The 5,576-nt window shown below is 61.6% G+C and carries 2 protein-coding genes and 1 pseudogene; 2 read left to right on the forward strand and 1 reads right to left on the reverse strand.

Annotation, left to right across the window (positions count from 1 at the left end):
• A pseudogene (locus HGO40_RS30090) lies at positions 1-4,353 on the forward strand (LapA family giant adhesin); the annotation flags it as partial.
• A 180-nt stretch (positions 4,354-4,533) separates the two neighbouring features.
• Positions 4,534-4,872: a hypothetical protein gene (locus HGO40_RS30095; protein WP_014335964.1), complete on the forward strand. Its 339-nt coding sequence runs from the start codon at positions 4,534-4,536 to the stop codon at positions 4,870-4,872.
• Positions 4,873-5,180: 308 nt separating this feature from the next.
• Here the strand turns inward: HGO40_RS30095 and HGO40_RS30100 are convergent, their stop codons facing one another.
• Positions 5,181-5,564: a DUF6124 family protein gene (locus HGO40_RS30100; RefSeq protein WP_250966005.1), complete on the reverse strand. Its 384-nt coding sequence runs from the start codon at positions 5,562-5,564 to the stop codon at positions 5,181-5,183.
• Positions 5,565-5,576: the final 12 nt, after the last annotated feature.

A 5,576-nucleotide genomic window follows, 5' to 3' on the forward strand; every position in this document is an offset into this window, starting at 1 on the left:
GACGTCAACGACACCACCACCGTGACGTTGACCGCTAATCCGACCGTGAACGAAAACGGCACCATCACCTACACCGCCACCCTGACCGGTGCCGATGGCAAGCCAGTTACCGCGCAAAACGGTCCTGTGACGGTCACGCTCGAAAGCGGCAAGACCATCACCATCGCAGCCGGCGCAAGCTCGGGTGCGTTGGATGTAGCCGTCGGCAACGACGTCTACCAAGGCCCAACCACCGTCACTGAGTCGATCAAAGATGCATCCGGTGGCAACCTCGAAGCCATTGCTCCGAACACCGCGCCAGTCAGCACCGTGGTCAGCGACGTCAACGACACCACCACCGTGACATTGACCGCTAATCCGACCGTGAACGAAAACGGCACCATCACCTACACCGCGACCCTGACCGGTGCCGACGGCAAACCCGTCACTGCGCAGAACGGTCCGGTGACCGTGACGCTGGAAAGCGGCAAGACCGTCACCATCGCCGCCGGCGCAAGCTCGGGCGCGCTGGATGTCGCGGTTGGCAACGATGTGTACCAAGGCCCAACCACCGTCACCGAGTCGATCAAGGATGCATCCGGTGGCAACCTCGAAGCCATCGCAGTCGATAAGACCGGCGCGTCGACGGCCGTGGGCGACACTGTCGACAACACCAGCGTCAGCATCACCGGCAGCACATCGGTCACCGAAGGCCAAGCAGCGACATACACCGTCAGCCTGACGAACCCGGCGCAAACCGAAGTGACGCTCAAGATCGTCTACAGCGGCACCGCCGCCGACGGCACGGACTTCACCGGCGTCTACACCGTGAAGATCCCGGCCAACGCCACCAGCGCGACCTTCAACGTGGCGACGCTGGACGACAAGATCACCGAAGGCACCGAAAACTTCGTGGTCCGGATCGACTCGGCCACCGGTGGCAACTTCGAGCACCTGGCGGTCAGCGGCACCAATGGCAGCGTCAGCACCTCGATCATCGACAACGATGCACCGCCGGTACTCGACCTGGACGCCAACAACTCCAGCGGCAGGACCGGTGCCGATTACCAAGTGACCTTTACCGAAGGCACCACCGGCCCGGGCGTGTCGATTGGCGACACCGACCTGAAAATCACCGACCCGGACAGCACCATGCTGACCGGCGCCACCATCGTGCTGACCAACCGTCAGCCTGGCGATCATCTGAACCTGGGCAATAGCGTCAACGGCATCAGCATCAACGCCAACAGCACCGACGGCAAAGTCGTCCTGACGCTGACAGGCAATGCAACGCTGGCCGACTACATGCAGCAGATCAAGAACATCAGCTTCATCAACAACAGCGAAGATCCGAGCACCGTACCGCGCGTCATCACCGTGACGGTGACCGACGGCACGAGTTATTCCAACACGGCGACCACCACCGTGAACGTGGTCGGGGTCAACGACGCCCCCGTAGCCACCGGTGGCGCGGTGACCGGCACCGAAGACACTTCACTGGTCCTCGGCTGGTCGACGTTCGGCATCAGCGACGTGGACAGCGCCGCCGCCAGCCAAGGTTTGAAAATCACCGGGCTGCCGGGTGACGGCAAGTTGCAGTACCTGGACGGCGCAACCTGGAAGGACGTGGCCAACAACCAGACCTTCACCAAGGCGGACATCGACGCTGGCAAGCTGCGCTTCACCCCCGATGCCAACGAATCCGGTGCCAATGGCAACCCGGCCGGCGTGGGCAATCAAAAGGCCGACTACGCGCAAATCAGCTTCCAGCCAACCGACGGCCAGACGCTGGGCAATACCGGCACCGTGAAAATCGACATCACGCCGGTCGCCGACGCACCGAGCCTCAACGTGGCCGGCAACAATGTGACCTCCACCGGGTTGATCAAGGAAGTCTGGACCGGCCTGTCGGGCCTGGGCACCGATGGCAGCGGCGCGCCGTCCGGCACGCTCAAGTCGGTGATCGATGCCGCCGGCACGCCGAACAGCAGCACCAATGTGAGCAACGTTCAGAACGACGGCAACGTCAATCCGGGCACCGCGTCGAAAACTTCAGGGCTGATTTTCCTCGAGGCCGGCAAGACCTACACCTTCAGCGGCACGGGCGATGACAGCCTGCTGGTGACCATCGGCGGCAAGACCGCCGCGGCAACCACGTGGGGTGCGGGCGGTCAGTTGAACGGTTCGTTCACGCCAACCGCCAGCGGCTACTACACCCTGGACATCTACCACCACAACCAGACCGGCCCGGGCAGCTACGACGTGAACCTGTCGGTCAACGGCAGCACGCCAGTGGACCTGAGCAATGCCGGCGTGCCGCTCTACACCGGTGTGACCGACCTGGCGAACGCCGGCGTGACCGTCTCCGACCTGCACGGCACCAACGGCGAAGGCTACTACGACGGCTTCAAGCTCAACGAAGGCGCCGAAGGCACCAGCGTGCACCTGTCGAAGATCACCACCGCCCTGACCGACACCGACGGCTCCGAAAGCCTGAGCGTGAAGATCGGTGGCATTCCGGAAGGCAGCGTACTGACCGACGGCGCCGGCCATACCGCGACCGTGGGCAGCAACGGCGAAGCCTCGGTCACCGGCTGGAACCTGGGCAGCCTCACCCTGACCCCACCGACCTACTACCACGGCCAGTTCAACCTGACCGTGACCTCGACGTCCACCGAAGCCCTTGGCGGCTCGGCGGTCAGCACGGCGCAGATTCCTGTCACGGTGTATCCGGCCACTTACACCGCAATCACCGCCACGTCCGGTAGTGACAATGTCACGGGGACCGATGGCAACGACATCGTGGTCGCCGACATCGGTGGGCTGACCGTCGTGCCAGGGGTCAACTACAACATCGCCTTCATGGTCGACAGCTCCGGCAGCATGAGCGACTCGTCCGTCACCGCCGCGAAGAACTCGTTGACCCAAGTGTTCAACACCCTCAAGCAGAGCCTGGGCAGCAACTCAGGGACTGTGAACATTTTCCTGGCGGACTTCGATAACCAGGTCAACAAGAACGTTGCGGTCAACCTCAACGATCCGAACGCGCTGACACTGCTCAAGAACGTGCTCGACTCGATGGTGTCCGGCGGCAATACCAACTATGAAGACGTATTCAAGACCACCGCAAACTTCTTCAACAGCACCCAGGCCCTGAGCAATACCGGCGCGAAGAACCTGACGTATTTCATCACCGACGGTGAGCCAACGCGCTATCAGTCCGGCGAACAGCCGAACCCAGTGTTGTACGGCACCGTCAAGCTCGACGACGTCCTGAGCGCGGCCAACTACACCGTTGGCAAGTACTACACCCAGACGATCGACAGCACACACAAATTCACCATCGAAGAAAATGGGGACATGTACCTGTCCATCAAGAACGGCAAGAATTGGAATGAAAACTACGTCGGCACGGTGCATGCCGAGGGTAATGGCACGTTCGAGTTCTCCAACCAGGCCGGCGGCTGGTGGGGCGACTCCTCGGCAGCAGACGGCTCAACGGCCAGCTTCACGCTGCTCAAAGGTCTGAGTAACGTTGAAGCCATCGGCCTGAACAACGGCGTCACCCTGTCCGACCTCGCCCCCTACGACTCGGATGGCAAGCCGCAAACCAACATCGACCCGAGCAACCTGGCCAACTCCATCATCGGCCACACCGAAGCGACCCTGCCGGGCGCCGACACGGTCAACGGAGGCGAAGGCAACGACATCCTGTTCGGCGACCTGGTGAGCTTCAATGGTGTTGCGGGTGAGGGCTACCAGGCCATCCAGGCCTTCGTCGCCCAACAGAGCGGCGTGGACGCCAGCAAGGTCACCACCAGCAACGTGCACCAGTACATCACCGAGCACTACACCGCGTTCGATGTGTCCGGTGCCCACGATGGCAACGACACCCTGCTGGGCGGCGCCGGCAACGACATCATCTTCGGCCAGGGTGGCAACGACACACTCAATGGTGGCAAGGGCAATGACATCCTGCTGGGTGGCACCGGTAACGACACTCTGATCGGCGGCCAGGGCAATGACACCCTGATCGGCGGCCTGGGGGGCGATACCTTTGTCTGGAAGTCCGGCGACACCGGCACCGACGTGATCAAGAACTTCAACGCCGGCGAAGGCGACCGGATCGACCTGCGAGACCTGCTGCAAGGTGAAACCGGCAGCACCATCGACCACTTCCTGAAAATCAGCACGGTCGATGGCGTGTCGTCGCTGCAGGTCAGCACTTCCGGCCAGTTCAATGGGGCCAACGGTGCCGCGGCGACGCCGGACGTGACGATCAAGCTCGAGGGCAACAACTGGTCGAACGTGAACCTGAACTCGTTGATCGCCGGTAGCGACCCGACCATCAAGGTCGATCACAACAACAGCTGAAGCTGACACCCGTGGCGAGGGAGCTTGCTCCCGCTGGGGCGCGAAGCGGCCCTGTTTTTTAGGGCTGCTGCGCAGCCCAGCGGGAGCAAGCTCCCTCGCCACGGGATAAGTGTTCATACTCCCCCCCAAGTTGGCCTATGCTGCCCAGCATGACGCTGCTTCATACATGAGGGATGCCCGATGTTTTATGTGCAACGCGATGCACAAGGCCTGCTGGTGCGCGTAGAAGCCACCGCTTACGCCGAGGCCACCGAGACCTTGCCGGCCGACAACCACGAGATCCAGGACTGGTTCGCCAACCAGGCGGTGGAAAACAGCCTCAAGCAACTCAAGCAGAGCGACCTGGAGATGATCCGGGTACTCGATGACTTGATCCAGGTGCTGACCAGCAAAGGCGTCATCCGCGTCACCGACCTGCCACCGGCGGCCCAGGCCAAGCTGATGGACCGCAACCAGGCCCGTGAAGCCTTGGGTGGGTTGAGTCGGTTGATCGATGATGATGAGAAAGGGTTGATCTAGCCTGCCACCTCGAGCAGCACACAAAACCCTGTGGCAAGGGAATTTATCCCCGCTGGGCTGCGCAGCAGCCCCAGATGCTTAAAGGTGAATTGCCTGACACACCGAGGCCGCTGGTGTTTAGGGCTGCTGCGCAGCCCAGCGGGGATAAATCCCCTCGCCACAGGTTCTGGGTTGTCTGGGCGGACGCCATCGCGAGCAAGCTCGCTCCCACAGTTGATCGGTGTTGATTTCGATATTTCGGTTCGACACAGATCCAGTGTGGGAGCGAGCTTGCTCGCGATGACAATCGTCAATTCACCGCAGGCCTGTCAGCCTGACGCTTGAACCTCCAGCCGATCCATCGCCCTCTCCACCAACAAATGCACCCCATCGGCCATTCGGCTGATCGCCAGGATCACACTGCGGCGTGAGCCGTCGACGTCGTCAGCCAGGTCGGCGGCGATGGCGCTGATGGACAGCAGGTCTTCGGAGGCATTGGCCAGGAGGGTTTCGGTGTCGATGTCCGGGGAGACCATGAAGAGCTGGGCAGTTTGGTTTTTTCCCGAGGCTTCATCGGTGGGTTTGGGGTTGAGGTAGTAGTCGAGGGCGCGTTCGGCGGCTTCGTCGAGTTTTTTGGATTTCGAGGATTGAGCTGGTCTAATAGTCCCGGACACCTCAATAGGTGAAACTACACCTATTGAGGAATATTCCATGACCAAGAAGTA

This window comes from Pseudomonas sp. CG7 (assembly GCF_023701885.1).
In the GTDB taxonomy this organism is placed as follows: domain Bacteria; phylum Pseudomonadota; class Gammaproteobacteria; order Pseudomonadales; family Pseudomonadaceae; genus Aquipseudomonas; species Aquipseudomonas zanjanensis.

Excerpts from the sequence above, each read along its gene's own strand:
- HGO40_RS30100 (WP_250966005.1), bottom strand. The coding sequence starts at position 5,564 with ATGGAATATTCCTCAATAGGTGTAGTTTCACCTATTGAGGTGTCCGGG.
- HGO40_RS30095 (WP_014335964.1), top strand. The coding sequence starts at position 4,534 with ATGTTTTATGTGCAACGCGATGCACAAGGCCTGCTGGTGCGCGTAGAA.